This is a genomic window from Nocardioides faecalis (genome assembly GCF_018388425.1).
GTDB lineage: Bacteria > Actinomycetota > Actinomycetes > Propionibacteriales > Nocardioidaceae > Nocardioides > Nocardioides faecalis.
Map to the genome: position 1 here is coordinate 1,926,015 of NZ_CP074406.1, position 26,073 is coordinate 1,952,087.

Below are 26,073 nucleotides of genomic sequence, written 5' to 3' on the forward strand. Positions count from 1 at the left end.
CGCACTAGTTTGACCGGTGTGACGATCCAGACACCGGTGGTCGAGGTGCGCGGCCTGGTGAAGACCTTCGGCCGGGCCCGGGCGTTGGACGGGCTCGACCTCGAGGTCGCCGCCGGTGAGGTGCACGGCTTCCTGGGCCCGAACGGCGCCGGCAAGTCCACCGCGCTGCGGATCCTGCTCGGCCTGCTCCACAAGGACGCCGGCGAGGTCCGGCTGCTCGGCGGCGACCCCTGGCGCGACGGTCCCGGGCTGCACCGCCGGCTCGCCTACGTGCCCGGCGACGTGAACCTCTGGCCCAACCTCAGCGGCGGACAGATCGTGGACCTGCTGATCCGGATGCGCGGCGCGGACCCCGCGCGCTCGCGCCGCGACGAGCTCGTGGAGCGCTTCGGCCTCGACGTCACCAAGCGGGCCCGTGCCTACTCCAAGGGCAACCGGCAGAAGGTCGCCCTGGTCGCCGCGCTCGCCACGGAGCCCGAGCTGCTGTTGCTCGACGAGCCCACCTCCGGCCTCGACCCGCTGATGGAGCAGGTGTTCAACGACTGCGTGGCCGAGCACGTCGCCCGCGGCGCGACGGTGCTGCTCTCCAGCCACATCCTCAGCGAGGTCGACCGTCTCGCCGACCGGGTCACGATCATCCGCGACGGTCGCACGGTGCAGTCGGGGCGGATCAGCGACCTGCGGCACCTGAGCCGCAGCCGGATCAGCGCCACCCTCACCGGCCCGGCACCGGACCTGTCCCGGCTGCCCGGCGTGCACGACCTGCACACCGACGGCGATCGGGTGTCCTGCACCGCCCAGGCCACGGCGCTGCCGGCGGTGCTCGAGGCGCTCACCGCGGCCGGCGTGGTCGCGTTGACCAGCTCCCCGCCGACCCTCGAAGAGCTGTTCCTCGACGCCTACCGCTCCGGCGAGAAGCGGTGAGCACGCGCGGCTGGCCGCTGCTGCTGCGCCTCGCCGTGCACCGCGACCGGCTCCCGATGCTGCTCGGGGTCGGCTTCCTGACGTTGCTGAGCCTGGCCTCCGCCGCCGCGACCCCGAACCTGTACCCGGACCGCGCTGCGGCGGTGCGCGCTGCCGAGGCCCTCAACGCCAGCCCCGCGATCGTCGCGCTCTACGGACCCGTGCTCCAGACCGACAGCATCGGGGAGCTGGCGATGACGAAGATGACCGTGCTGTACGCGGTGCTGGTCGCGGCCCTGGCCGTCGCCCTCGTGCGCCGGCACACCCGGGTGGAGGAGGAGACCGGGCGGGCCGAGCTGGTCGGCGCCAGCGCCGTCGGCCGGTATGCGCCGACGCTCGCGCTCGTGGTCCAGGTCCTCGGCGTCGCGCTGCTCCTGGGCGCGGCGACCGCGCTCGGCAACACGCTGGCGGGCCTGGACGCGACCGGATCGGTGGCGTTCGGCGCGGTGTGGGCCGGCACCGGGCTGTGGGCGGCGGGCGTGGCAGCGGTGGCCGCCCAGCTCTCCGCCAGCGCCCGGACCTGCGCCGGCTGGGCCGCGGGGTCCCTGGGGGCCGCGTTCGTCCTGCGCGCGGTCGGCGACACCGGCCCGAGGTGGCTGAGCTGGCTCTCCCCGTTCGGCTGGAACACCCAGGTGCAGGCCTACGGCGAGACCCGGTGGTGGCTGCTGGCGGCCTATCCCGCGCTGGCGGTGCTGCTGGGCGTGCTCGCCGCCGCGCTGCGCTCGCGACGCGACCTCGGCTCGGGGGTGCTGCCGGCACGTCCCGGCCCGCCGGTGGCCTCGCCGCGGCTCGCTGGTGCCGGCGGGCTCGCGCTGCGGTTGCACGCCACGACGCTGGCGCTGTGGACCGCTGCCGCGGGAGCCCTCGGCGTGCTCTTCGGCATGATCACTCCGGGCGTGGGCGACCTGCTGGACTCCGAGGCGGCGCGCAGCGTGCTGGAGTCGCTGGGTGGTGCCCTGGTGGCGGCCGTGCTCTCGGTGCTCTCGGTGGTGCTGACCTACTTCGCCGTGGTGGTCGTCGTGCACGCTGCGCACGACGAGGCCGAGGGTCGCACCGAGCTGGTGCTGGCCACCGGGGTGAGCCGGGGCCGGTGGTTCCTGTCCGTGGCCGGGCTGGCGCTCGGCGGCACCGCCTGGCTGCTGCTGGTCACGGGCTGCGGCATGTGGCTCGGGTACGACGTCGCCGGCGGTCCCGAGATCGGCAACCTGGTGGTGGCCGCGCTCGCCTGGCTGCCGGCGACGTGGCTCGTCACGGCCCTGGCTGTGCTCTCGCTGGCACTCGGCAGGCGCGTCGCGGGGCTGGCCTGGGTCTGGCCCGCGGGGTTCGTGACGGTGTCGGTCCTCGCCGACACGCTGCGCCTGCCGGGCTGGGTGGGGGACCTGTCGCCGTACGCCCACGTGCCGTCCGTGCCTGCCGAGCCCTGGAGCTGGACCGTCAGCGGCACGCTCACCGCGGGCGCGGTGGCGGTGCTGGCCCTGGCGTGGTGGCGCTTGCGCGCCCGCGACATCGGCTAGTTTCACGCCATGTGGCAGCCCGAGCCCGACTGGGTGGCTCTCCCCGGCGGCACCGGGACGGTGACCGTAGGCCTGTGGCGCACCGCCCTGGGAGGACGCCCGGTCGTGGTCAAACGGCTGCGCGCGCCGGAGCCGGACGACCCGCCAGGGCTGGCCGACCCGGGCCACGTGGGCTACTGGCGCCGCGAGGCGGACGTGCTGCTCGCCGGCCTGACGGCCACCACCCCCGGGTTGCGCGCCACCACGGCCGCGGTCGAGGAGGACGCCGAGGGCGTCACCATCGTGCGCGACTGGGTGGAGGAGTCGGCCTCCAGCGGGCTGTTCCTCGCGCTCTCCCTCGGCCGGTTCGCCGGGGCCGACCTGCCCGGTGCGCCGTTCCTGGCCGACCACCTGCTGGCCGACCGGCTCGCCCGGACCGCCCGCCGCGGCGGCTGGCCGACCCTGGCCCGCACCGCCGTCGCCGACGTCGCGGACCACCTGTGGTCGCGACGCGTGGTGCTGCTCGGCCTGATCGACACCCTGCCGCAGGTGCCGCAGCACGGCGACCCCACGGCGGCGAACCTGCCGGGCCGCGACGGTGACGACGTGGTCGCGATCGACTGGGGGACGCTCGGGCGCGGGCCGGTCGGCGGCGACCTCGGCTACCTGTCGCTGTCCTCGCGCGAGGAGTTCGAGCCACTCCTGGACGCCTACCTCCTCGGCCTGCCCGACGGCCTCGCCGACACCGAGCAGGTGCTGCTGGGGGCCCGGGTGGTCGCGGTCTACACCGCGCTGAGCCGGGCGGAGTGGGCGCTGGCGCGGGTCGCCGGCGGCGAGGGCGCGCTGGCCGGCAAGTACCGCCACCCCGCCGTGGCCCCGTACCTGCGCGCGCTGCAGCGCACCTTCGTGCACATGGAGGCACTGCTGGCCCGGTGAGCGCCGGGCTCCGGCCGCGTTTTCAGTGGCGGGTCGCGCGCATGGGAGACTTGGCCGGTCATGATCACGGTGCACCAGGTCGAGGTCCGCGTCGGTGCCCGGCTCCTCATGGAGAACGTCAGCTTCCGCGTCGGCCCCGGCGACAAGATCGGTCTCGTCGGCCGCAACGGCGCAGGAAAGACGACCCTCACGAAGGTCCTCGCCGGCGACGTGCTGCCGGCCTCCGGCACCGTCACGAACCGCGGCGAGCTCGGCTACCTGCCGCAGGACCCCCGGGTCGGCGATCCCGAGGTGATGGTCCGCGACCGGATCCTGTCCGCGCGCGGTCTCGACGACGCCGTACGACGGCTGCGCGCCGCCGAGGACGACATGGGCTCCGACGACCCGAAGGTCCGCGACAAGGGGATGCGCCGCTTCCAGCGGGCGCAGGACGACCTGGACGCCGGCGGCGGCTACGCCGCGGAGACCGAGGCGCTGCAGATCGCGCAGAGCCTCGGCATCGCGGACCGGCTCATGGAGCAGCCGCTGGGCACGCTCTCGGGTGGTCAGCGCCGCCGTGTCGAGCTGGCCCGGATCCTGTTCTCCAGCGCCGAGGTGCTGATCCTCGACGAGCCGACGAACCACCTCGACGCGGACTCGATCAACTGGCTGCGCGAGTGGATGAAGACCTACAAGGGCGGCTTCATCGTCATCTCCCACGACAACGACCTGCTCGAAGAGACGGTCAACAAGGTCTTCCACCTCGACGCCAACCGCGGCGTCATCGACATCTACAACATGGGCTGGAAGAACTACCTGATCCAGCGCGAGACCGACGAGGCCCGCCGCAAGCGCGAGATGATGAACGCGCAGAACAAGGCCAAGACGCTCACCGACCAGGCCAACAAGATGCGCGCCAAGGCGACCAAGGCCTCCGCCGCGCAGCAGATGCTCAAGCGCGCCGAGAAGCTGATGGCCGGCGTCGAGGGCGAGCGGCAGTCCGACAAGGTCGCCGCGATCAAGTTCCCGACCCCGGCCCCGTGCGGCAAGACGCCGCTCACCGCCAAGGACCTGTCCAAGTCCTACGGCGCGCTCGAGGTCTTCACCGCCGTCGACCTGGCCATCGACCGCGGCACCCGGGTGGTCATCCTCGGGCTCAACGGCGCCGGCAAGACCACGATGCTGCGCATCCTGGCCGGCGTCGACAAGCCCGACACCGGCGAGGTCATCGCCGGGCACGGCCTCAAGGTCGGCTACTACGCCCAGGAGCACGAGACGCTCGACGTGAGCCGCACCGTGCTGGAGAACATGCAGTCCGCCGCGCCGCAGCTCACCGACACCGAGGCCCGCTCGGTGCTGGGCTCGTTCCTGTTCACCGGCGACGACGTGCACAAGCCCGCCGGCGTGCTCTCCGGCGGCGAGAAGACCCGGCTGGCGCTCGCCTCGCTGGTGGTCTCCGCCGCCAACGTGCTGATGCTCGATGAGCCCACCAACAACCTCGACCCCGCCTCCCGCGAGGAGGTGCTCAACGCGATCCGCCGCTACGAGGGCGCGGTCGTGCTGGTCACCCACGACGTGGGCGCGGTGCACGCCCTGGAGCCGGACAAGGTGCTGATCCTGCCCGACGGCGTCGAGGACCTGTGGAGCGCCGACTACCTCGACCTGATCGAGCTCGCCTGACGCTGGGCCGTCAGCCGCCGTCACCCGCCGTCACCCGCCGTCAGCCGTCAGCAGCCGTCAGCAGCCGGGGCTCAGTAGCCGGCGAAGTGGTCCGTACGGGCCCGCGACAGCCGGGCGCGCAGCGCGTCGACCATGGCCGGTGGGCCGCTGAGGTGCACCCGCCGTGCGTCCAGGTCGGGCACGGCGGCGTGCAGTGCCGCGGCATCCAGCAGCTCGCTGGCCACGTGGCGCCAGTGCGCCGGCAGGTCCGTGGGCCGCTGCGGGCTCACCACGACGACCGGCACGCCGAGGTCGATCAGCTCGGCGCCGTACGGCAGCTCGGCCACCGCACCCACCCGGGTGCCGTAGACCAGCACCACGTCGCGGTCCTCCAGCGCGCCGGGGGTGCGCAGCTGGCTCAGGTACGGCGTCACGCCGATGCCGCCCGCCACCAGCGCCACCGGGTCGGTGCTGTGCGGCAGCACGAAGTCGCCGCCCACCGCGCAGGCGCGGACCACGGCGCCGGGCTCGAGCGCCTGCAGCACCTGCTTGAACCGGCTCGGGCGCGCGGGCACCCGCACCGCGACCGTGACCAGCTCGCCCGGCGGGCTGCTGATGCTCAGCATCCGGCGCAGGCCGCGGGAGTCGGTGAGCGCGCCGCTGGGCGCGAGGTCGAGCTCGAGGTACTGGCCCGGCGTGAACCGCAGCCCCCGCGCGGGACGGAAGGCGAGCTCCACGGTGTCGTCGCCCAGCTCGCGGCGCTGCACCAGGGTGAGCCGGGAGCCACGCTGACCGCTGAGGAAGGCGACCAGGTTCGCGGCGAGCAGCGCGATCTCGTACGGCCCGCCCACCGGGGTCAGGTGCAGCACGTAGCCGGTCGCTGCCACGGTCAGCGGGAGCGTGAACACCACGGCGGCGACCACGGCCGCCAGCACCTGCTGACGCCGGCGCGGTGCCAGGGTCAGCGGCTCGGTGAGCATGAAGCCGGCGAAGAAGACCAGGGGAGTGGAGATCAGCGCGAAGCGCAGCGCCTCGCCGCCACTGAGCCCGGCGTCGAGCTGGGTGAGCACGGTGAGCGCGCCGCCCAGCACCACGAAGACCACCGAGTGCGCCCACCGGCGCAGCCGCCACAGCACCACGAGAGCGCCCACCAGCACCCAGCCGACGAGCGGCTCGCTGGCCACCCACCAGGTCGTGTACGGCGCGGACGCCGGCTGGCCCAGCGCCCAGGCGATCAGGGCGAGCAGGACCACGCCCGCGGCGGCCGGGTTGAACACGTGCCGGCCGTGCCGGGCGAGCAGGAACTTCGACGCGGCGGCGAGCACGGCTGCGCCGGCCAGCCAACCGAGCTCGGCGGCGTCGGTGGTCGGCCAGTAGAGGAACCACAGCAGCAGACCCGTGATCACGCCGGACTCCCACTGCGCGCGGGTGCCGAAGAGCCGGGCGAGCACGGTGGACACGGCGACCGTGCCGCCGACGAGCACCACGGCCGAGACCAGCATGGCGTCCGGGCCGAAGACTCCGTCGCCCAGCGTTCCGGTGGCGGTGAGCACCACCGCCACCACGGCCAGCGCGGCGAGCACGATGCTCACCACGCGGTAGATGGACAGCCGCAGCAGGGCCGCGTCCAGGCGCGCGATCATGCGAAGACCTCTCCGGGCAGGCGGCCCGCCACCAGCACCCGGCGCTCGCCGGTGATGCAGACGGCCGCGGTCAGCCCCAGCGCCTCGACGACGGCGCCGGGCGGGGCGAAGAACAGGGCGGTCGCCGCACCGTCGGCGACCATCGCGGAGTCCCCGATGGCCCAGGAGGCCACCACGTCGCGCACCGGCAGCCCGGTGCGCGCGTCGAGCACGTGGTGCAGGTCGGTGCCCCAGGCGCGCCGGTTGACCGCGGAGGCGCACAGCGCGGTGCCGGGCGCCAGCTCGACGGTGCCCACCGCCAGCCGCGGGTCGTCGGGGTGCTCGAGCGCGACCCGTAGCGGCCGGTGCCCGGCGCAGTTCCACAGGTCCCCGCTGGCGTCGACGCTGCGGGCGGCGCCCGGGGTGTGGGCGAGCATGGTGTCCAGCAGCCGCGCGACGAGGTCGACGGCCAGGCCCTTGCCGGCCGCGCCGATGTCGAGCATGCCGGGCTCGCGCAACGCCAGCGACCCCGGCGAGCGCTGCAGCGCCGAGACCGGGGGAGCGGGGCGCGGGTTCCCGCCGACCAGCGAGTAGCCGGCGTCGTACCCGAGTGCGGCGAGGCTGTCCCCGACCAGCGGGCTGACCGCGCCTCCGGTCAGCTCCGCGAGGACGTCGTACAGGTCGAGCAGCCGCTCGGTGTCCTCGGTGAGCGGGATGCTGCCGCCGCCGCGGGCCAGCTCGGCGACACACGAGTCGGGTCGGAACCGTGACCAGGTCCGGTCGAAGTCCTCGAGCGCCGCCCGGACCGTGGCCTGCTCGGCCGGGGTGAGGTCGGCGTCGACCTCCCAGCCGGTGCCGAGCGCCTCGAACGTCCAGGACCCCGCCATGGGCGTCCGGTCAGCCCTGCGCCTGCGCCACGATGTCGTCGAGCGCGGCGTTGAACCCGCCCGAGGACAGCGAGGAGCCGGCGACCTTGTCGACGTTCAGGCTGGCGATGGGCTTGCCGACCACGACGTCGGCGATGCCGCCGGCGAACTTCGCCTGGAATCGCTTCGAGTTCGGGTGCACCCCCTCGGGCGTGACCTTGACGGCGGAGACGGTGCCGTCGGAGTCCAGGCTGAGGTCCACCCGGAGGCGCTCCTCACCACCGGGGGTGGTGTAGCTGCCCTCGGCGGAGTAGTCGCCCGCCTTCAGCGTGGCGCCGTCGGTGACCCGCTGGGTGGGCTCTGCTGATCCCTCTCCCGACTCGTCCGCCTTCGTGCAGGCGGCGCCGACCAGGGCCACCGCGGACGTCGCGGTGAGAGCGCTCAGCGTGCGCAGGGAGGGGTGCTTCATTCTTCTCTGCTCCAGGTGGGCTGGCCGCGGGCGCGCCGCGGGGTGGGAAGGTACGACCGAGGTTAGTGGCACCTTCCCACCCGGTTCGGCCCGGACCGGGGCGCTCAGCCGCTGGCGATGGCCTGCAACACGTTGAGCCGCGCAGCGCGGATCGCCGGCACCACCGCGGCCAGCACGCCGACGACCACGGCGACCACCAGGAAGGCCACGAGCTGACCCCAGGGCAGGGCGAGGCTGGTCAGGTCCTCACGCAGGGAGTAGCGCAGCAGGGACCCGATCAGCACCCCGAGCGCGAGCCCGAGCACCGCGCCCAGGACTGCGATCGTGACCGACTCCAGGGTGATCATGCGGCGCAGCTTCGGGCGTGCCATGCCGACCGCGCGGAGCAGGCCGATCTCGCGGGTGCGCTCGATGACGCTGAGGCCGAGGGTGTTCACGATGCCGATCACCGCGATCACGATCGCCAGCGCGAGCAGGCCGTAGATCATGAAGAGCAGCTGGTTCACCTGGTCGCGGATCTGCTCGGCGAAGCCCTCCTTGTCGTAGACCCCGACGATGGGTGCCTGCGCGGCGGCATCCTCCACCGCGTCCTGCACCTGCTTCGCGTCGGCGCCCGGCGAAAGCAGGATGCTCAACGTCGAGTCCTGGCGCAGCAGGCCCGCCGAGGCGAGCTCGGAGAGCGGCACGGCGATCCCCGCGCTGGTCTCGGAGTCCTCCACGATCCCGGCCACCTTCACCGCCAGCTCGGCGCCGCCGGCGAACTCCAGGTCCACCTCGTCGCCCACCGCCAGGTCGAGGTCCTTGGCGGCGGAGGTGGACACGACGGCCTCCTTGCCCTGCGGCACGGCGCGGCCCTCCAGCGCCTTCAGGTCGTAGATCCGGGAGAACGCCTCGTCGTTGCCGGCCACGCTCACCCGCTCGTCGTCGAGCAGGCCCGAGACCCACTGCTGACGACTGAGCACCTCGACGCCGTCGACCTCCGCGATCTCGTCGCCGACCTCGGTGGAGAACGGCATGAACGTCGTGTTCTGCACCAGCAGGTCGGCGGTGAACTGCTCGTCGACGACGTCGTCGACGGAGGAGTTCATCGAGGCGGCCAGCACCCCGATGGTCGAGACCAGCGCGAGGCCGATCATCAGCGCGGAGGCGGTGGCTCCGGTGCGCCGAGGGTCGCGCAGCGCGTTCTCCCCGGCCAGCTGGCCCGGGGTGCCGAACACCCGGCCGAACAGCGTGCGGCACGCCACCAGCACGGGCCGACCCACCACCGGGCTCAGCGCGGCGATCGTGAGGATCCACAGCACGGCACCGACACCGATCCAGGCCGCGTCGGCGCCCGGGGCACCCTGCAGCCCGGCCACGGCGCAACCGGCGCCGAGGACCAGCACCACCGCCCCGATCGCCGTACGACGACGCAGGGAGCCGCGCTCGGGGGTGAGGTCGGCGCGCATCGCCGCCACCGGCGCGACCTTGCCGCCGCGCCGGGCGGGCAGGTAGGCGGCGACCATCGTCACGCCGATCCCGACGACGTAACTGGTGAGCACGCTGCCGGTGCCCAGGTCGAGCGTCTCGCCGGCGATGTCGAGCCCGACGAGCCGGAAGATCCCGGCGAGGCCGCGGGCCAGCATCAGGCCGAGCCCGATGCCGATGGTCGAGGTCACCAGCGCGAGCACGAACGCCTCGAGCAGCACCGAGCGGGTGACCTGGCCGCGGCTGGCGCCCAGGGCTCGCAGCAGCGCGAGCTCGCGGGTGCGCTGGGCGACGAGGATCGAGAAGGTGTTGACGATGATGAACCCGCCGACGATGACGGCGATGATCGCGAACACGAGCAGGAACGTGTTGATCACGTCGAGGAACGACCCGACCGCGTCCTGGGACTCCTTGGCCACCTTGTCACCGGTCACCGCCTCGTACCCCTCGGGCACCACGGCGGAGGCCGCGTTGGCCAGGTCCTCCTGGCTGACGCCGTCGGCTGCCGTGAGGCTCACCCGGTTGAACGCGTCCTTGCCGCCGAGGAAGAGCTCCTGGGCGCCCTCGGTGGAGAAGATCAGCAGGGAGGCGCCGGCGGTGCCGCCGCCGTTGAACTCGGCCGTGCCGACCAGCGTCGCGGTGCGCTCCAGCGTGCCGAAGGGCGCCAGCAGGGTGACCTCGTCGCCGATCTCGTAGTCGCCGGCCTCGGCGGCGGCGTCGTCGACGACGATCTCGTCGGTGCCCTGGGGCCAGCTGCCGCCGGTGAGGAGCAGCATCTCGTCGCCGGCCATGTTCGGGCCGTCGTGGTAGTTGAACGCCAGTGTGGGGGCACCGGTCCCGCCGACCAGTGTGCCGTCCTTGCCGAGCAGGCTCATCCCGAACCCGTTGACGTCGCCGTCGGCCCGGTCGACCTCGGGGAGCGCGGCGAGCTCGTCGACGACCTCGGGGCTCAGTGACTGCTGGGTCTGGCCGCTGTAGCCGCCCTCGAACTCCTCGCTGCCGGTGGCGCGCACGACGCCGTCGGGGGTGGAGCCCTTGATGATCGAGTCGAAGGTGGTGGACAGGCCGGTGCTGAAGACCAGCACGCCGGAGAGGAACGCCACGCCGATGACGATGGCCAGGCCGCTCATCACCAGCCGCACCTTGCGGGCGAGGAGGTTGCGCAGGGTCAGTCGCAGCACGTCACGCCTGCCCGGGCTTCGCCGCGGCCGCCTGCAGCGCGGTCATGTGGGTCAGGATCGTCTCCCGGTCCGGCGCGGTGATCTCGTCGACCACCCGGCCGTCGGCCAGGAACACCACCCGGTCGCAGTACGACGCCGCGACGGCGTCGTGGGTGACCATCACGACCGTCTGGCCGAACTCGTCGACGCTGCGCCGCAGGAACGAGAGGACCTCGGCGCCGGAGGTGCTGTCCAGGTTGCCCGTCGGCTCGTCGGCGAAGACGATCGAGGGCTTGCTGACCAGGGCGCGGGCGCAGGCCACGCGCTGCTGCTGGCCGCCGGACATCTCCGCGGGACGGTGGCCGAGCCGGTCGCGCAGGCCGACGGCGTCGACGACGGCGTCGAACCAGTCCTGGTCGGGCTTGCGACCGGCGAGGTTCACCGGCAGGAGGATGTTCTCCTTCGCCGTCAGGGTGGGGATCAGGTTGAAGGCCTGGAAGACGAAGCCGACCTGCTCGCGGCGTAGCGTCGTCAGCGCCTTGTCCTTGAGGTGCGAGAGAGCAGTGTCACCGATCATCACCTCGCCGGAGGTGGGGGTGTCCAGGGCGGCCAGGCAGTGCATCAGCGTCGACTTGCCGGATCCCGAGGGGCCCATGATCGCGGTGAACTGGCCGGTGGCGAGCTCCAGGGTCACGCCGTCGAGGGCACGGACCTCGGCGCTGCCCAGGCCGTAGGTCTTGTGCAGGTCGACGGTGCGCGCGGCGACGCCGGCGGTTCCCGGACCCGGGCCGGCAGCGGGCTTCGAGGCAGGACTGTCCGGAGAGGTGTCGGTGCTCATGGTCCCAGCCTGCCCCACCCGGCGGTCGGTGGTCATCCGGTATCGCCCTGAGCGGGACCCTGAGACCTCCCAGGTCCCACGCTGGGGTCGTGGAAGAGTTGCCCGCATGGCGCGATACGTCGGTGCGATCGACCAAGGCACCACCAGCACCCGGTTCATGGTCTTCGACCGCGACGGGCTGCCGGTGGCCAGCCACCAGCTCGAGCACGAGCAGGTCCTGCCCCGCGCCGGCTGGGTGGAGCACAACCCGGTCGAGATCTGGGAGCGGACCTCGGCGGTGGTGCAGACCGCCCTGGGCAAGGCCGGGCTGTGCGCGGGCGACCTGAGCGCCGTGGGGATCACCAACCAGCGCGAGACCACCTTCGTGTGGGACCGACGCACCGGGCGTCCCGTGCACAACGCGATCGTGTGGCAGGACACCCGCACCGACCACATCGCGGCGGCGCTGGACCGCGACGGCCGCGGGGACGTGATCCGGCACCGCGCCGGGCTGCCCCCGGCGACGTACTTCTCCGGCGGCAAGCTGCAGTGGATCCTCGAGCAGGTGCCCGGCGCGCGGGAGGCCGCCGAGCGCGGCGACCTGCTCTTCGGCACCGCCGACACCTGGCTGCTGTGGAACCTCACCGGCGGCACCGACGGGGGAGTGCACCTCACCGACGTCACCAACGCCTCCCGCACCATGCTGATGGACCTGGAGACCCTCGACTGGGACGAGGAGCTGCTGGGCTTCTTCGGGGTGCCGCGCCAGATGCTGCCCACGATCCGGGAGTCCTCCGCGCTCGAGCCGTACGGCGTGACCCGCCGGCACGGCCCGTTCGCGGGCGAGGTGCCGATCACCGGGGTGCTCGGCGACCAGCAGGCCGCGACCGTCGGCCAGGTCTGCTTCGCGCCCGGCGAGGCGAAGAACACCTACGGCACGGGCAACTTCATGCTGCTCAACACCGGCACCGAGATCGTCCGCTCCGGTTCCGGGCTGATCACGACCCCGGCCTACCGCTTCGGTGACGAGCCGTGCGTCTACGCGCTGGAGGGCTCGATCGCGGTGACCGGCTCCGCGGTGCAGTGGCTGCGCGACCAGCTCGGCATCATCAGCGGGGCCTCGCAGTCGGAAGTGCTGGCCGCCCAGGTGCCCGACAACGGCGGCGTCTACTTCGTGCCGGCCTTCTCGGGGCTGTTCGCCCCGCACTGGCGCTCGGACGCCCGCGGCGCGATCGTCGGGCTCTCCCGCTACAACACCAACGCGCACGTGGCGCGGGCGACGCTGGAGGCGATCTGCTACCAGTCCCGCGACGTGATGGAGGCGATGACCGCCGACTCCGGGGTCCACCTCGAGGTGCTGCGCGTGGACGGCGGGGTCACCGCCAACAGCCTGTGCATGCAGATCCAGGCCGACGTCCTCGGCGTACCGGTGAGCCGGCCGGTGGTGCCCGAGACCACCGCGCTGGGCGCGGCCTACGCCGCGGGCCTGTCCACCGGCTACTGGTCCAGCACCGACGAGCTCCGGCAGAACTGGCGCGAGGACACCCGCTGGGAGCCCCAGTGGAGCGAGGACCAGCGAGCCGAGGGCTATGCGCAGTGGCACAAGGCCGTGCAACGGACCCTGGACTGGGTGGAGGTGCCCTGATGAACCCCGCGCCGCTCGCACCCCGCGCCCGCTCGGCCGCGCTGCGCCGGATGGAGACCCAGCAGCTCGACGTGCTGGTCATCGGCGGCGGGGTCGTCGGCTGCGGTGCCGCCCTGGACGCCGCCACCCGCGGCCTGAGCGTGGGACTGGTCGAGGCCCGCGACTTCGCCTCCGGCACCTCCAGCCGCAGCTCGAAGCTGATCCACGGCGGGCTGCGCTACCTGGAGATGATGGACTTCCGGCTCGTCGCCGAGGCGCTTAAGGAGCGCGGGCTGCTCATGCAGCGCCTCGCCCCGCACCTGGTCCGGCCCGTGCCCTTCCTCTACCCGCTCACCGGGCGGGCCTGGGAGCGGTTCTACGCCGGCACCGGGGTCGCGATGTACGACGCCATGGCCAAGGCCAGCGGGTACGGCGACGGCATGCCGCGCCACCGGCACCTGACCCGCCGCGGGGCCCGGCGGGCGTTCCCCTCGCTGCGCAAGGACGCCCTCGTCGGTGCGATCCGCTACTACGACGCGCAGGTCGACGACGCCCGGCACACCATGTTCCTGGCCCGCACCGCCGCCACCTACGGCGCCGCGGTCGCCTCCCGCACCCGGGTGCTCGGCCTGGTCAAGGAGAGCGAGCGCGTGGTGGGTGCCGAGGTCGTCGACCTGGAGACGGGCCGACGGTTCACGATCCGCGCCGCGCAGGTCATCAACGCCACCGGGGTGTGGACCGACGAGACCCAGGCGATGGCCCGGGAGCGCGGCCAGTTCCGCGTCCGCGCCAGCAAGGGCATCCACCTGGTCGTGCCCCGCGACCGGATCCGCGGCGAGACCGGGCTCATCCTGCGCACCGAGAAGTCGGTGCTGTTCGTGATCCCGTGGAAGCGGCACTGGATCATCGGCACCACCGACACCGACTGGGCGCTGTCCAAGGACCACCCTGCCGCCAGCTCGCGCGACATCGACTACGTGCTCGGCGAGGTGAACGAGGTCCTCGAGGTGCCGCTGACCCGCGACGACGTCGAGGGCGTCTTCGCCGGGCTGCGCCCCCTGCTGGCCGGTGAGGACGCGGCCACCTCCAAGCTCTCCCGCGAGCACGCGGTGGCCCACAGCGTGCCCGGCCTGGTCGTGGTCGCCGGCGGCAAGTACACGACCTACCGGGTGATGGCGGCCGACGCCGTCGACGAGGCGGTGCACGGCCTGGAGACCGTGCTCGGGCGCCGTGTCGGCGCCTGCGTGACCGAGACCGTGCCGCTGGTCGGCGCCGACGGCTACCAGGCGCTGTGGAACCAGCGCCGCACGCTGGCCGCGCGGTCCGGGCTGGCCGTCAACCGTGTCGAGCACCTTTTGCAGCGCTACGGCTCGCTGGTGCTGGAGGTGCTCGACCTCGTCGCGGCCGAGCCCGAGCTCGCCGAGCCGCTGCCCGGCGCCGAGGACTACCTGAAGGTCGAGGCCGTCTACGCGGTCACCCACGAAGGCGCCCGGCACCTCGACGACGTGCTCACCCGACGGCTGCGGATCTCGTTCGAGACCTTCGACCGCGGCGTCGCCGCGGCGCCGTACGTCGCCGAGCTGGTCCGCGGCCACCTGCACTGGGACGCCGCGCAGACCGAGCGCGAGGTGCAGCACTACCTCAAGCGGGTGGAGGCGGAGCGGGAGAGCCAGCGCCAGCCGGACGACCTCACCGCCGACGCCGCCCGCAAGGGCGCCCCCGACGTGGTGCCGGTCTCGCAGGACGCGGCCGGGTCGGAGACGATGGACGCCGGTGCCGGCAGCGGCCTCGGCAGCGACGAAGGGGAGACGACCTGATGGACCTGGACCTGCGTGAGCGCGCCTACGTCCTCACCGGAGCCACCCGCGGCCTGGGCCGCGCGACGGCCACCGCGCTGCTCGCCGACGGTGCCCGGGTGGTGCTGTCGGGCCGGACGGCCGAGGCGGTGGACGCCGCGGTGGCCGAGCTGGGCGCCCGGTACGGCGCGGACAACGTCGCGGGCGTGGCCTGCGACAACGCGGACCCGGCGACCCCGGGCCGGCTGATCGCGACCGCGCAGGAGCGGTGGGGCCGCCTCGACGGCGCCCTGATCAGCGTGGGCGGTCCGCCGGCCGGGGCCACCACGGCGATCACCGATGCGCAGTGGACCGCGGCCTTCGAGTCCGTCTTCCTCGGCGGGGTCCGCCTGGCGCGGGAGATCGGCACGTCGCTGACCTCCGGCGGCAGCCTCGCGTTCGTGCTGTCCACCAGCGTGCGGCAGCCGATCGCCGGGCTCGCCGTCTCCAACGGCCTGCGGCCGGGGCTGGCCATGGTCGCCAAGACCCTCGCCGACGAGCTCGGCCCGTCGGGGGTGCGGGTCAACGCCCTGCTGCCGGGCCGGGTCGGCACCGACCGGGTCGCCGAGCTGGACGACGCGACCGGCGACGCCGAGGCGGCACGCCGGACGTGGGAGGAGCAGATCCCGCTGCGCCGCTACGGCGCGCCGGAGGAGTTCGGCAAGGTGGCGGCCTTCCTGCTCTCGCCGGCGTCCTCGTTCGTCTCGGGGGCGATGGTGCCGGTCGACGGGGGCATGTCCCGGGCACTCTGAGTCCGGGCGCTCTGAGCGCGACCCGGGGCGCGCTTGCGCTGCCCGCGCGGGCCGTTCTTGCGCTCGTCCCAGGCCAGGTAGCCGAAGCAGATGAAGGCGAGCACGCCGAAGAACCACCACTGCAGGCCGTAGAAGAAGTGCGGGCCCTGGCCGAGCTCGGGAAGCGTGACGGGCGCGAGCTCCTCGGGCGGGGCCGGGTCCTCGGACTTCAGCGCCATGAACCCGCCGAACACCTCCTGGCCGATCGCCTCACCGATCGGGCCGCTGGCGATGGCACGGGTCGAGCGGCCGGTCACCGCCGTGCTGGCGCCGGTGCCGTCGCTGCGCACCCAGCCGGTCACGGTGACCTCGCCGGAGGGGGGAGCGGGCAGCTCGTCGGGGCCGATCTGCGGGTCGTCGGTGGCGTACCAGCCGCGGTCGACCAGCAGCGTCGTGCCGTCGGTGGTCACCAGCGGCACCACCACCTCCACGCCCGGCTGGGACTTGCGGGTGCGGTAGCGCACCACGACGGTGTCGTCGACGTCGTACTTGCCGGTCGCGGTGACCAGGCGCCACTCGTCGTCCTTGGCGACCGCCCGGCCGGGGGCGAGGACCTCGCTGACCTGGACCGCGGCCCGCTCCTCGTTCGCGCGGACGACCGCGTTGGAGTCCTTGCGGTCCTCCAACCGGCCGAACTGCCACTCGCCGAGCCACCAGGTGCCGCCGGCCACGACCAGCACGGCGAGGAAGAAGAGGCCCCAGCGTCGGCTCAGCAGGAATCGCCACGAGGAGAGGAACGATCGCACGGGACCACGGTACGGCGCGGCGCCGCTGCGACATCGACCCGCCCCGGGCTGGACGTGCCTATGCTGGAACGATGCTGCCGCTCATCGACCGCCACGGCCGGATCGCCACCGATCTCCGGGTGTCGCTGACGGACCGGTGCAACCTGCGGTGCACCTACTGCATGCCGCCCGAAGGGCTGGAGTGGATGCCCGACTCCCAGCAGCTCAGCGACGACGAGGTGGTGCGACTGATCGGCGTCGCCGTGCAGCACCTCGGCGTGAACGAGGTCCGGTTCACCGGCGGCGAGCCGCTGGTACGACGCGGCCTGGTCGACATCGTGCGCCGGGTGCGCGCGCTGGACGAGGACGTGGAGATGTCGATCACCACGAACGCGCTGGGACTCTCCCGCACCGCCGGCGCGCTGGCCGAGGCCGGCCTGGACCGGGTCAACGTCAGCCTGGACACGGTGCGCCGCGACAGCTTCACGACCATCACCCGCCGCGACCGGCTCGCCGACGTCATCGCCGGCCTCGCCGCCGCCGAGGCAGCCGGGCTGGGCCCGGTGAAGGTCAATGCGGTGCTGCTGCGCGGGGTCAACGACGACCAGGCACCCGAGCTGCTCGGCTGGTGCCTCGAGCGCGGCTACCAGCTGCGGTTCATCGAGCAGATGCCCCTGGACGCCCAGCACGGCTGGGACCGCGACCTGATGGTCACCGCCGACGAGATCTTCGCGTCGCTGGCCACGGCCTACCGGCTGACCCCGGCCAGCGAGCCGCGCGGCAGCGCGCCCGCTGAGCTGTTCACGGTCGACGACGGGCCGGCCATGGTCGGGGTGATCGCCTCGGTCACCCGTCCCTTCTGCGGCGACTGCGACCGGGTGCGGCTCACCGCCGACGGCCAGGTCCGCAACTGCCTGTTCGCCCGCGAGGAGTCCGACCTGAGGGCCGCGCTGCGCGGCGGCGCCGACGACGCGGACCTCGCCACCCGGTGGCGCACGGCCATGTGGGGCAAGGCGCCGGGGCACGGCATCGACGATCCGTCGTTCCTGCAGCCCGACCGGCCGATGTCAGCGATCGGCGGCTGAGCCCTCCACCGCGTCCTGCGCCGAGACCGGCTGGGTGTGCTCCACGGTCTCCCTCAGGAAGCCGCGCGCACCCAGGAACGCCTCGAGCGACTCGCGGTGCTCCGCGCACGCCAGCCACGTCTTGCGGCGCTCCGGCGGATGCAGCTTGGGGTTGTTCCAGCGCAGCTGGAAACGGGCCGCGGTGCGGCAGCCCCGGGCCGAGCAGTGGTCGGGCGCGTCCTGGTCCTGCGGCACCTCAGAGCTCACGCGGGGTGCTCTCGAGCTGTCGCTGCGGGTCGCCGCCGCCGGGCAGGGGCAGCGAGCTGGCGCGGCTGTCCCCGGCGTTGGCGAGCACCACCGCGACGTACGGCAGGAAGATCGCCCCGGCGATCAGCCACGGCCACACCCAGCTCAGCCCGGCAGCGCCGGTCACGGCGGCACCGATGAAGCAGACGGTGCGGATCGACATCGCGATCGCGTAGTTGCGCTGCCGCTTGGACATCTCATCGGCGCGGCTGGTGCCCGCGGTCGTGATCCGGACGACGTCACCGTGGACCGGGCGGCTCGTGCGGGCGGACCGCGGGGAGGACATGGCACCAGCCTACGCCGACCGCAGTAGGGTGCTGGCATGTCCAACCGCACCTATCGCGTCACCGAGATCGTCGGCACCTCCCCGGAGGGCATCGACCAGGCGATCCGCAACGGGGTCTCCCGTGCCAGCCAGACCCTGCGCCACCTCGACTGGTTCGAGGTCCAGCAGGTCCGCGGCCAGATCAAGGACGGTCAGGTCGAGCACTTCCAGGTCTCGATCAAGGTCGGCTTCCGCCTCGAGGACGACGAGTAGGGGAGCAGGCCCACCACGCAGCAGCCCGGATCCGTCCCGGCGGCGCCTTTGTCGGAGTCCTACAAGCGAATCCGGGGAACTTGGTGCCTGCCGTGACGGTGCCGGCGGCCGCCGGACCACTAGCGTCCCGGATGTGAACCCACCACGTTCGGTCCTCATCACCGGAGGCAACCGCGGCATCGGCCGCGCCATCGCCGAGGCGTTCCTCGCCGAGGGCGACCACGTCGCCGTCACCACCCGCAGCGGAGGCGTCCCGACGGGCGCGCTGGAGCTCAAGGCGGACGTCACCGACCCCGTCGCGCTCGACGCCGCCTTCGCCGCCGCGGAGGAGGCGCACGGACCGGTGGAGGTCCTGGTCGCCAACGCCGGGATCACCGCCGACACCCTGCTGCTGCGGATGTCCGACGACGACTGGTCCTCGGTCATCGACACCAACCTGACCGGCTCGTTCCGGCTCGCCCGGCGTGCGGCGAAGTCGATGATGCGTCAGCGCCGCGGCCGGATCATCTTCATCTCCAGCGTGGTCGGCATGCTCGGCTCACCCGGCCAGGTCAACTACGCCGCGTCCAAGGCCGGTCTGGTCGGCATGGCGCGGTCGCTGGCCCGCGAGCTCGGACCGCGCTCGATCACCGCCAACGTCGTGGCGCCCGGCTACGTCGAGACCGACATGACCGCGGTGCTCACCGACGAGCAGAAGGCAGGCATCAAGAGCCAGGTGCCGCTCGGCCGCTACGCCGACCCGGCGGAGGTCGCCGGCGCGGTGGTGTGGCTGGCGAGCCCGGCATCGGCATACGTGACCGGGGCGATCATCCCGGTCGACGGCGGACTCGGAATGGGGCACTGAGCAATGGGAATTCTCGACGGCAAGAACATCCTGGTCGCGGGCGTCACGCTCGACACCTCGATCGGCTTCGCGGTGGCGAAGTTCGCCCAGGAGCAGGGCGCCACCGTGCTCATCTCCAACTTCGGCCAGGCGCTGCGGATCACCCGGCGCATCGCCAAGCGGCTGCCCACGCTGCCGCCCGTCCTCGAGCTCGACGTCACCGACGCCGAGCACCTCGCCGCCCTGCCCGACGCGATCCGCGCCGAGCTCGGTGAGGACGCCGTGTTGCACGGCGTGGTGCACTCCATCGCCTACGGCAACCCCGAGACGCTGCTCGGCGGCAAGTTCCTCACCGGTCCGTGGGCGGACGTGGCGCAGGCGGTGCAGGTCTCGGCGTACTCCCTCAAGGACCTCGCGGTGGCCTGCCGGCCGCTGATGAGCGACGGCGGCTCGGTGGTCGGCCTCACCTTCGACGCCACCATCGCCTGGCCCGTCTACGACTGGATGGGCGTGGCCAAGGCCGCGTTGGAGTCCACCTCCCGCTACCTGGCGCGCGACCTCGGGCCCGACGGGATCCGGGTCAACCTGGTCTCCGCCGGCCCGCTGCGCACGCTGGCGGCCAAGGCCATCCCCGGGTTCGAGGAGCTCGAGTCGATGTGGAGCACCAAGGCCCCGCTCGGCTGGGACAACACCGACCAGGAGCCGACCGCGCGTGCGGTGTGCGCCCTGCTCTCGGACCTGTTCCCGGCGACCACCGGCGAGATCGTGCACGTCGACGGCGGCTTCCACGCGATGGGCGCCTGACGCCGCACTGCTGTCGGCACTGGCTGTCGGCACTGGCTGTCCGTTCCGGCCCTCCCGCTGTCGCGCTTCGGTGTGACGGATGTCAAACTGCAGTCGTCGAGTCGACTTCGGCCTTGGGGAGGGCCGGGACGGGGGAGCCATGAGCAGGACGTACGCCGTCATCGGTGCCGGCCCGAGCGGTCTCGCGGTAGCGCGGGCACTGCAGGCCGCGGGCATCGCGTTCCGCGGGTTCGAGGCCGGGCCGGGGGTGGGCGGCCTGTGGGACATCGAGAACCCGCGGAGCACCATGTACGACTCCGCGCACCTGATCTCCTCACGCACCACGACCGAGTTCGCCGAGTTCCCGATGCAGGTGGACGCGGACTACCCCGGGCACCGCGCGCTGAAGCAGTACTTCTGCGACTACGCGGCCCGGTTCGGGCTCGCCGAGCACTTCGCGTTCTCCACCACGGTCGTCCGCGCGACGCGGGAGCACGGCCGGTGGCGGGTGGACAGCCACGGTCCCGACGGACCGCGCAGCGAGGTCTACGACGGCGTCATCGCCGCCAACGGCACCCTCGCCACGCCGAACGTGCCGAGCTTCGCCGGTGAGTTCACCGGCGAGATCCGGCACACGGCGACGTACAAGCACGCCGGCGAGCTGGCCGGCAAGCGGGTGCTGATCATCGGCGCCGGCAACTCGGGCTGCGACATCGCCGTCGACGCCGTCCACCACGCCGCGTCGGTGGACATGAGCGTGCGCCGCGGCTACTACTTCGTCCCGCGCTACCTGTTCGGCAAGCCCGCCGACACGCTCAACCAGGGCCGCCCGCTGCCGCGCCGGATCAAGCAGGCCGTGGACACCCGGGTGCTGCGGCTGTTCACCGGCGACCCCGCCCGGTTCGGGTTCCCGGAGCCGGACTACCGGATCTACGAGTCGCACCCGATCGTCAACACCCAGGTGCTGCAGCACCTCGGCCAGGGCGACCTACGGGTCCGCGCCGACATCGACCGCTTCGACGGCTCGTGCGTGCACTTCACCGACGGCAGCAGCGACGAGTACGACCTCGTGCTGCTGGCCACCGGCTACCGGCTCGACTACCCGTTCCTGGACCCGGCCGACCTCAACTGGTCGGACCACGCCCCCGAGCTCTACCTCAACATCTTCCCGCCCGCCTTCGCTGGGCTCTACGTGATGGGCATGGTGGAGGCCTCCGGCCTGGGCTGGCAGGGCCGTTACGAGCAGGCCGCGCTGATCGCCGCCTACCTGCGCGCCGAGACCGACGCGCCCGAGCGGGCCGCGGCCCTGCGGCGCCGGGTGCGCCACGAGCCGTGGCCCGACACCACCGGCGGCTACCGCTACCTCGGCCTGGCCCGGATGGCGTACTACGTGAACAAGGACGCCTACCGTGCCGCGGTCCGCACCGCGACCGAGGACCTGGGCGTCCAGGCCGCCACGGGTGGTGTGCGATGAGCGCGCCGGGACTGGTGGCCGACCTCGCCACGCTGGTCTCCTCGCTGGTCTCCTCGCTGGTCCCCGGGGTGGTCTCCGCGGCAGAGGACATCGACGAGGTCGCCGTGAACTTCGCGCCCTCCTCGCTGGTGCTGCTCAACGTGGTGCTCGGGCTGATCATGCTCGGCATCGCCCTGGACACCTCGCCGGACGACTTCCGGGCGGTCGCGCGGCACCCCCGCTCGTTCGCGATCGCGATCGCCGCCCAGCTGCTGGTGCTGCCGATCGTCACGTTCGGGCTCACCCTGGTGCTGCCGGTGACGGCCTCGATGGCGCTGGGCATGCTGCTCGTCGCGTGCTGCCCGCCGGGCAACATCTCCCAGGTGCTCACCCACCGCGCCGGGGGCAACGTCGCCCTGTCGGTGTCGATGACCGCGGTCGGCAACCTGCTCTACATCGCCGCGATGCCGCTCAGCATCGCGTTCTGGGGCTCCCTGCACCCCGACACCGACGCGCTGCTCACCGACGTCGACCTCGACCCGCTCCGGATGCTTCTGGAGATCGTGCTGATCATCGGCGTGCCGTTCGCCGTGGGCCTGGCGGTGCGCGCCCGGTTCGGCCGGTTCGCCGCCGCCGTGCAGCCGGGCGTGAAGTGGTTCAGCCTGCTCGCCCTGCTCGGCTTCATCGTCGGCGCCCTGGCCGGCAACTGGGCGGTCTTCGTGCAGTTCCTCGGGGTCATCCTCCTCGTGGTCGCGCTGCACGACGCCGTGGCCCTCGCGATCGGCTACCTCACCGCGCGGCTCGGTGGCCTGGGGGTGCGGGAGCGCAAGGCGATGACGTTCGAGGTCGGCATCCGCAACGCCGGGCTCGGGCTCGGGATCGTGATGACCTTCTTCGACGGCCTCGGCGGGATGGCCGTGGTCGCCGGCTGGTGGGGCGTGTGGGACATCATCGCCGGACTGGTGCTGGCCTCGCTGTGGGCCCGGCACAGCCGGCGCCGCGGTGGTGAGGCTGCCTCGTCGGCGCCGGGCGCGCAGCCGGGCACCACCGCGGTGGGCTCGTGAGCACCGGCGAGCGGGCCGGGCGCCGGGTGCTGATCACCGGCGGGGCGGGCTTCCTCGGCTCCACCCTGGCCGAGCAGCTCGCCGCACACCCCGAGGTCGCCGCGGTGGTGGCCGCCGACGTACGGGTGCCGGAGACGCCGCGGCCCGGTGTCCTCGACGTCCGCTGCGACGTCACCGAGCCCGGCACCGTCGAGCCGCTGCTGCGCGAGCACGACATCGACGTCGTGGTCCACCTGGCCGCCATCGTGAACCCCGGCCGCGACCTGGAGCTGGAGTACCGCGTCGACGTCGAGGGCACCCGTCACGTCCTCGACGCCGCCGTGCGCGCCGGCGTACGACGCCTGGTCGTGTCCAGCTCCGGCGCCGCCTACGGCTACCACCCCGACAGTCCTGCGTGGATCACCGAGGACGTGCCGGTGCGCGGCAACGACGAGTTCGGCTACTCCCGGCACAAGCGGCTGGTCGAGGAGATGCTCGCCGACGCCCGCACCGAGCACCCCGGCCTGGAGCAGGTGGTGTTCCGGATCGGCACCATCCTCGGGCCCACCGTGCAGAACCAGATCACCGCGCTGTGGGACGGGCCGCTGATCCTGGGGGTGCGCGGCTCGGACTCGCCGTTCGTGTTCGTGTGGGTCGACGACGTCGCCGCCGCGATGGTGCGCGCAGCCACCGACGGCCCGCCCGGGGTCTACAACGTCGCCGGCGACGGTGCGCTCACCGTGCGCGACATCGCCCGGCGCCTCGGCAAACCGGTGCTGGACGTGCCCGCCGGGGTGCTCGGCGCGGCGCTGCGGGTGGCGCGGAGCCTGCGGCTGACCCCGCACGGGCCGGAGCAGGTGCGGTTCCTTCGCTATCGGCCGGTGCTCGCCAACGGTGCGCTCAAGGAGCGGTTCGGCTACGTGCCCGCGCTGACCTCCGCGCAGGCCTTCGAGGCGTACCTGGAGACCCATCCCGGTGTCGCTCGCAGCCGCGCGCGCTGAGGGCGGGGATCTCCTACGATGACTCGGGTGAGCAGCAGGCGGCTGGTCGTGGTGCGGCACGCGAGGGCGCAGCAGGCGGCCGAGAGCGACGTGCAGCGCCCGCTGCACCCCGAGGGCACCGCGGACGCGCGTGCGCTCGGCGCGTGGCTGGCGTCGCAGCGCATCGAGCCCGGCGTCGCCTACGTCTCCCGCGCCGTACGCACCCGGCAGACCTGGGACGCGCTGGCGGCAGGGGCGGGCTGGGAGCTCGCGCCGCACGTCGACGGCGCGCTCTACGACACCGACGAGGCCGGTGTGCTGGAGCTGGTCCACGTCACGCCCGCCGAGGTGGACACCGTGGTGGTGGTCGGGCACAACCCGACGGTCTCCATGCTGGTCGCCGGCCTGGACGACGGCACCGGCGCCGCGAGCGGCGCCGTGGAGCGCGGCAGCTTCCCGACCGCGACCGCCGCCGTGCTCGAGCTGGACGGCGCGTGGAGCGACTTCGTAGCCACCGGCGCGCGGCTCGAGGGATTCCACGTCGCCCGCAGCTGAGCGCGCTCGGCCCAACGGCGGAGCCCAGCCCAGCGGCGGGGCTCAGCCCAGCGGCGGAGCGGGGGTGACGATGCCGTGGGCGGCGTCGGCGGCGACGATCTCCTCGCGGCTGATGCCGAGCAGGTACATGATCGAGTCCAGGTACGGCACGTTCAGGGAGGTGTCCGCGGCCTCGCGGACCACCGGTCGGGCGTTGTAGGCGATGCCGAGCCCGGCGGCGTCGAGCATGTCCAGGTCGTTGGCCCCGTCGCCGATCGCGATCGTGGACGCCACCGGGATGCCCAGGTCCGCGGCGAACTCCCGCAGCGCGGCCGCCTTGCCCGCCCGGTCCACGACCTCGCCCACGACCTCGCCGGTGAGCCGGCCGTCGACGATCTCGAGGGTGTTGGCGCGCGCGCGGTGGATCCCCAGGTCGGCGGCGAGCCGGTCGGTGATCTGGGTGAAGCCGCCCGAGACGATCGCGAACCGGTAGCCCAGCCGACGCAGCGTGCGCACCAGGGTCCGGGCACCCGGGTTGACCACGATGGCGTCGTACACCTCGTCGAGGATCGCGGCGTCGAGGCCGGCCAGCAGCCGCACCCGGGCCCGCAACGAGGCCTCGAAGTCCAGCTCGCCGCGCATCGCGCGCTCGGTGATCTCGGCGACCTGCTCGCCGTGGCCGGCGTGCTCGGCCAGCATCTCGATCACCTCGCCCTGGATCAGGGTGGAGTCGACGTCCATCACGATGAGCCGCATGCCGTGGCGCAGCAGGTTCGCCGGCTGCACCGCGACGTCGACGCGGTGCTGCACCGCGTCCGCCGCGAGCAGGGAGCGCAGCCGGTCCGGCGCGGCACCGGAGACGTGCAGCTCGATGGCGGTCACCGGGTAGCGCGCCATGCGCTCGATCCGGTCGATGTTGCCGCCGCAGTCGGCGATGCGGCCCGCGATCGCGGCCATCGCCGATGCCTTCAGCGGGGAACCGATGACGGTCACGTGCGCACGCTCGCGGCTGCGCGAACGGTTGTCACCGGAGCCCTTCTCGAACTCCACGCTCATGCCCAGCGCGTCGGCCGCGGCGGTGACCGCGCGGCGCAGCTTCTTGACGTCTCGCGGGGCGCTGACGAGCACCCCGAGCACGAGGCGACCACGCATCAGGATCTGCTCGAGGTCCACGACCGCCACCCCGAAGGGGGTCAGGCTCGCCAGGATGGCCGAGGTCACGCCGGGGCGGTCGGTGCCGGTGACCGTGATCAGCAGGGTGTCGGGGGAGGCGGCGTCGTGTGTGCTCATCGCGGCTGCAGGCTATCGCTTGCCCGTCCCGGGCTCCGGGGGCCAGCCGTCCGGTGAGCACGCCGCGGTCAACGCCCGGCGCACCGCACGCTCCAACGGCTCCAGCGCCGCCCGCCGCCGGGCGGCCTCGCCGACGCTGAGCGCCCCGCCGTCGTCGAGCAGGGCCATCTCCACCACGGCACGCAGGTGCAGCGCGCGCCCCACCACGTCGACCGCACGCTGCGGGGTGCCTGCCGGCGCGGCGACGGGCGCACCGGCGCGCAGGTCGTGCAGCTCGTCGGCGACCTCGGGACGCCAGCTCGCCACGTCGAGGGCGGCCAGCGCGTCGGCAGCGGCGAGCAGCGCACCACGCAGCTCCCGGTCCGCCTCGCCCAGGTCCGGCGGGGGCCGGCGGTTCGCCGGGTACGGCACCCACTCCACGGCCCGGCCCACCCGGTAGGGCACCCAGGCCCGGTCGGTGCCCAACGCCAGCACCGCCTCGCCCTGGTCGATGGCCTCGGCGGTCAGCGCGGCCGGGCCACGCAACCCCACCGGGTCGCCGGTGGCGGGGAAGGCGGCGGCGAGCCCGGTCACGCCGGCGCCGCGCAGCGCGCCCAGCTCCAGCAGCAGCGGCTCGGCGCTGCCCTCGGCCACCACGACGTGGGCGACGTCGGCATCGTGCGCGTCGGCATCGTGTACGGCGGGCTCCGAGCCCGCCTTCTGCGGGGTCCTGCCGAGCACGCCGTCGAGGCACTCATCGGGGCCGATCCGGCCGCGCAGCCACGCGGTTCCCCACCATGCGACGCGCGCCGATGCAGGCAGCAAGCTCACCGGCGAACTGTATGCCGGACCTCGCCGCAGCCGGCACCGGAGG

25 protein-coding genes are annotated in these 26,073 nt (G+C 73.3%); 15 read left to right on the forward strand and 10 right to left on the reverse strand.

What is annotated here, in order from left to right:
• Nucleotides 1–24 precede the first annotated feature (24 nt).
• From KG111_RS08865 to KG111_RS08880, 4 genes are read left to right on the forward strand one after another with little or no spacing between them, the layout of a single operon-like run.
• Nucleotides 25–924 carry an ABC transporter ATP-binding protein gene (locus KG111_RS08865; protein ID WP_249666378.1) on the forward strand — a complete coding sequence of 300 codons (900 nt, stop codon included), beginning with the start codon at nucleotides 25–27 and terminating at the stop codon, nucleotides 922–924.
• A complete protein-coding gene (locus KG111_RS08870; protein ID WP_205290278.1) occupies nucleotides 921–2,477 on the forward strand; it encodes an ABC transporter permease in 1,557 nt (518 codons plus the stop codon). The genes KG111_RS08865 and KG111_RS08870 overlap by 4 nt, the downstream gene beginning before the upstream one ends.
• Before the next feature lie 9 nt (nucleotides 2,478–2,486).
• Nucleotides 2,487–3,392, forward strand: a complete 906-nt coding sequence (locus tag KG111_RS08875; RefSeq protein ID WP_205290279.1) for a phosphotransferase — start codon at nucleotides 2,487–2,489, stop codon at nucleotides 3,390–3,392.
• 60 nt (nucleotides 3,393–3,452) lie between these two features.
• Complete coding sequence (locus KG111_RS08880) at nucleotides 3,453–5,051, forward strand: ABC-F family ATP-binding cassette domain-containing protein (RefSeq protein ID WP_205290280.1); 1,599 nt, start codon at nucleotides 3,453–3,455, stop codon at nucleotides 5,049–5,051.
• Nucleotides 5,052–5,122: 71 nt separating this feature from the next.
• Here the strand turns inward: KG111_RS08880 and KG111_RS08885 are convergent, their stop codons facing one another.
• From KG111_RS08885 to KG111_RS08905, 5 genes are all read right to left on the reverse strand, one after another.
• Nucleotides 5,123–6,673, reverse strand: a complete 1,551-nt coding sequence (locus KG111_RS08885) for a ferredoxin--NADP reductase (protein ID WP_205290281.1) — start codon at nucleotides 6,671–6,673, stop codon at nucleotides 5,123–5,125.
• Entirely contained in the window at nucleotides 6,670–7,539 is an 870-nt protein-coding gene (locus KG111_RS08890) for an FAD:protein FMN transferase (protein WP_205290282.1), read from the reverse strand. Before KG111_RS08890 ends, KG111_RS08885 begins: the two co-directional genes overlap by 4 nt.
• A 10-nt stretch (nucleotides 7,540–7,549) precedes the next feature.
• The gene (locus tag KG111_RS08895; RefSeq protein ID WP_205290283.1) at nucleotides 7,550–7,987 is read right to left on the reverse strand and encodes an FMN-binding protein; all 438 of its coding nucleotides are present in this window, start codon (nucleotides 7,985–7,987) and stop codon (nucleotides 7,550–7,552) included.
• Between the two features lie 104 nt (nucleotides 7,988–8,091).
• Nucleotides 8,092–10,635: an ABC transporter permease gene (locus tag KG111_RS08900; protein ID WP_205290284.1), complete on the reverse strand. Its 2,544-nt coding sequence runs from the start codon at nucleotides 10,633–10,635 to the stop codon at nucleotides 8,092–8,094.
• Nucleotide 10,636: 1 nt separating this feature from the next.
• Nucleotides 10,637–11,452, reverse strand: coding sequence for an ABC transporter ATP-binding protein (locus KG111_RS08905; protein ID WP_205290285.1), 816 nt, complete (start codon nucleotides 11,450–11,452; stop codon nucleotides 10,637–10,639).
• Between the two features lie 106 nt (nucleotides 11,453–11,558).
• Here KG111_RS08905 and glpK point away from each other — a divergent pair, with 106 nt between their 5' ends.
• Genes glpK through KG111_RS08920 form a run of 3 tightly spaced genes read left to right on the forward strand, consistent with a single transcriptional unit; the run spans nucleotide 11,559 to nucleotide 15,642 of the window.
• On the forward strand, nucleotides 11,559–13,076 hold the full coding sequence (glpK, locus tag KG111_RS08910; RefSeq protein WP_205290286.1) for a glycerol kinase GlpK: 1,518 nt from the start codon (nucleotides 11,559–11,561) through the stop codon (nucleotides 13,074–13,076).
• Nucleotides 13,076–14,872, forward strand: coding sequence for a glycerol-3-phosphate dehydrogenase/oxidase (locus KG111_RS08915; RefSeq protein WP_205290287.1), 1,797 nt, complete (start codon nucleotides 13,076–13,078; stop codon nucleotides 14,870–14,872). Before glpK ends, KG111_RS08915 begins: the two co-directional genes overlap by 1 nt.
• Complete coding sequence (locus KG111_RS08920; RefSeq protein ID WP_205290288.1) at nucleotides 14,872–15,642, forward strand: SDR family oxidoreductase; 771 nt, start codon at nucleotides 14,872–14,874, stop codon at nucleotides 15,640–15,642. The genes KG111_RS08915 and KG111_RS08920 overlap by 1 nt, the downstream gene beginning before the upstream one ends.
• Here the strand turns inward: KG111_RS08920 and KG111_RS08925 are convergent.
• The gene (locus KG111_RS08925) at nucleotides 15,528–16,427 is read right to left on the reverse strand and encodes an SURF1 family cytochrome oxidase biogenesis protein (protein WP_205290289.1); all 900 of its coding nucleotides are present in this window, start codon (nucleotides 16,425–16,427) and stop codon (nucleotides 15,528–15,530) included. The two genes, KG111_RS08920 and KG111_RS08925, sit on opposite strands and share 115 nt — an antisense overlap.
• Before the next feature lie 71 nt (nucleotides 16,428–16,498).
• Between KG111_RS08925 and moaA the strand changes: the two genes are divergently transcribed.
• Nucleotides 16,499–17,491, forward strand: a complete 993-nt coding sequence (moaA, locus tag KG111_RS08930) for a GTP 3',8-cyclase MoaA (protein WP_205290290.1) — start codon at nucleotides 16,499–16,501, stop codon at nucleotides 17,489–17,491.
• Here the strand turns inward: moaA and KG111_RS08935 are convergent.
• Nucleotides 17,474–17,737, reverse strand: a complete 264-nt coding sequence (locus tag KG111_RS08935) for an acetone carboxylase (RefSeq protein WP_205290291.1) — start codon at nucleotides 17,735–17,737, stop codon at nucleotides 17,474–17,476. The genes moaA and KG111_RS08935 overlap by 18 nt on opposite strands.
• On the reverse strand, nucleotides 17,727–18,062 hold the full coding sequence (locus tag KG111_RS08940) for a DUF3099 domain-containing protein (protein WP_205290292.1): 336 nt from the start codon (nucleotides 18,060–18,062) through the stop codon (nucleotides 17,727–17,729). The genes KG111_RS08935 and KG111_RS08940 overlap by 11 nt, the downstream gene beginning before the upstream one ends.
• A gap of 36 nt (nucleotides 18,063–18,098) precedes the next feature.
• On the opposite strand from KG111_RS08940, the gene KG111_RS08945 reads away from it, so the two are divergent.
• The 7 genes from KG111_RS08945 (at nucleotide 18,099) to KG111_RS08975 (ending at nucleotide 23,951) form a co-directional block, all read left to right on the forward strand.
• Nucleotides 18,099–18,314 (forward strand): dodecin, encoded by a 216-nt coding sequence (locus KG111_RS08945; protein WP_205290293.1) that lies wholly within the window; start codon nucleotides 18,099–18,101, stop codon nucleotides 18,312–18,314.
• A 133-nt stretch (nucleotides 18,315–18,447) separates the two neighbouring features.
• Nucleotides 18,448–19,158: a 3-oxoacyl-ACP reductase FabG gene (gene fabG, locus KG111_RS08950; RefSeq protein ID WP_205290294.1), complete on the forward strand. Its 711-nt coding sequence runs from the start codon at nucleotides 18,448–18,450 to the stop codon at nucleotides 19,156–19,158.
• A gap of 3 nt (nucleotides 19,159–19,161) precedes the next feature.
• The gene (fabI, locus tag KG111_RS08955; protein WP_205290295.1) at nucleotides 19,162–19,941 is read left to right on the forward strand and encodes an enoyl-ACP reductase FabI; all 780 of its coding nucleotides are present in this window, start codon (nucleotides 19,162–19,164) and stop codon (nucleotides 19,939–19,941) included.
• 139 nt (nucleotides 19,942–20,080) lie between these two features.
• Nucleotides 20,081–21,394 (forward strand): flavin-containing monooxygenase, encoded by a 1,314-nt coding sequence (locus KG111_RS08960; protein WP_205290296.1) that lies wholly within the window; start codon nucleotides 20,081–20,083, stop codon nucleotides 21,392–21,394.
• Nucleotides 21,391–22,437, forward strand: a complete 1,047-nt coding sequence (locus KG111_RS08965; protein ID WP_205290297.1) for a bile acid:sodium symporter family protein — start codon at nucleotides 21,391–21,393, stop codon at nucleotides 22,435–22,437. The genes KG111_RS08960 and KG111_RS08965 overlap by 4 nt, the downstream gene beginning before the upstream one ends.
• Nucleotides 22,434–23,417 (forward strand): SDR family oxidoreductase, encoded by a 984-nt coding sequence (locus KG111_RS08970; RefSeq protein ID WP_205290298.1) that lies wholly within the window; start codon nucleotides 22,434–22,436, stop codon nucleotides 23,415–23,417. Before KG111_RS08965 ends, KG111_RS08970 begins: the two co-directional genes overlap by 4 nt.
• Nucleotides 23,418–23,444: 27 nt before the next feature.
• Nucleotides 23,445–23,951 (forward strand): SixA phosphatase family protein, encoded by a 507-nt coding sequence (locus KG111_RS08975; RefSeq protein WP_249666053.1) that lies wholly within the window; start codon nucleotides 23,445–23,447, stop codon nucleotides 23,949–23,951.
• A 42-nt stretch (nucleotides 23,952–23,993) separates the two neighbouring features.
• On the opposite strand, the gene serB is transcribed toward KG111_RS08975, so the two are convergent.
• Together serB and KG111_RS08985 are read right to left on the reverse strand one after the other, a co-directional pair.
• Nucleotides 23,994–25,220 carry a phosphoserine phosphatase SerB gene (gene serB / locus KG111_RS08980; RefSeq protein ID WP_205290300.1) on the reverse strand — a complete coding sequence of 409 codons (1,227 nt, stop codon included), beginning with the start codon at nucleotides 25,218–25,220 and terminating at the stop codon, nucleotides 23,994–23,996.
• A 12-nt stretch (nucleotides 25,221–25,232) separates the two neighbouring features.
• Entirely contained in the window at nucleotides 25,233–26,030 is a 798-nt protein-coding gene (locus KG111_RS08985) for an Rv1486c family protein (protein WP_205290301.1), read from the reverse strand.
• Nucleotides 26,031–26,073: the final 43 nt, after the last annotated feature.